Source organism: Vibrio sp. 10N.222.52.B7, from assembly GCF_041474275.1.
GTDB lineage: Bacteria > Pseudomonadota > Gammaproteobacteria > Enterobacterales > Vibrionaceae > Vibrio > Vibrio crassostreae_C.
In genome coordinates, this window is sequence record NZ_JBFRTU010000085.1 from 1,067 (window position 1) to 1,904 (window position 838).

Genomic DNA, 838 nt, shown 5'->3' on the forward strand with positions numbered 1-838 from the left:
AGCCACAGAATTAGACATAGCCTTCTCCTTACCAACGACATCGCATATTTTTGCTTTAACTTTAAAATTAGTGGCGTTGAATATGACTGTCAAACAACTTAGCTCAAGAGTATGCCATGTGCGTGTTTTTCATCTGAAAAGCGTAATATCAAAAGGGTTAGGCTAAACAGAACAGTGAGCCAAAGAATCAAGGAGTTGATTAAATCTGGATAGGAAACATGAAAAAACACTTATAAATCAAAGGGTGGCGTTGTGCCACCCTTCTAAATGCAATGGGGATTATTAGTGAATAAGACCTAGCTCCCTCGCTTCTTCCAGACTCAAACCGCTTTCTCTAATTTCTCTTAGAGTCTCGATACGACGACGAGCTTCAGCAGACTTCATTTTCTTTTCTGGTTTGAAAGATACTTCTTCTTCAGCATCCCACTTGTTTGCAATATTTGTCATTTCATCATGGTTGATAGAATTAATGGACATGTTTTCCTCCGAAAAGCACCATGTAATGGACAGGTAATCTGTAGCAAATGCTTTTTCGCTTGTTAAGAAATTCTGTACTGAAGTGTGATGATTCCGACGCTTCACAAAGCTAATTAATAAATGCCTCATTTAAACTTTGCCAAAGCCATTTTCTGCAATTATATTTAAAAGATTCCCCATAAGAAATGTGGTTTGATCCAACTCTCATTTTCCCCTCTTTCAATGCAATCAAATCCGTTAGCTTTCACATAGGCTAAGGCGAGATTTTCGGCTTAGCCGGAGAATCAGGCTGCGGGAAAAGCACCTGCGCACGATTGATGACCAAGGTTTACCCTGCGACAGAGGGAGAGATACTGTTCAA

Annotated in this window: 1 protein-coding gene and 2 pseudogenes; 1 reads left to right on the forward strand and 2 read right to left on the reverse strand. The window is 39.6% G+C overall.

From position 1 onward, the window contains the following. A pseudogene (locus AB4512_RS25515) lies at positions 1-93 on the reverse strand (DUF1768 domain-containing protein); the annotation flags it as partial. A 189-nt stretch (positions 94-282) separates the two neighbouring features. Then, positions 283-477 carry a hypothetical protein gene (locus AB4512_RS19405; RefSeq protein ID WP_017061218.1) on the reverse strand — a complete coding sequence of 65 codons (195 nt, stop codon included), beginning with the start codon at positions 475-477 and terminating at the stop codon, positions 283-285. Positions 478-662: 185 nt separating this feature from the next. On the opposite strand from AB4512_RS19405, the pseudogene AB4512_RS25520 reads away from it, so the two are divergent. Beyond that, a pseudogene (locus tag AB4512_RS25520) lies at positions 663-838 on the forward strand (ATP-binding cassette domain-containing protein); the annotation flags it as partial.

Excerpts from the sequence above, each read along its gene's own strand:
- AB4512_RS19405 (WP_017061218.1), bottom strand. The coding sequence starts at position 477 with ATGTCCATTAATTCTATCAACCATGATGAAATGACAAATATTGCAAAC.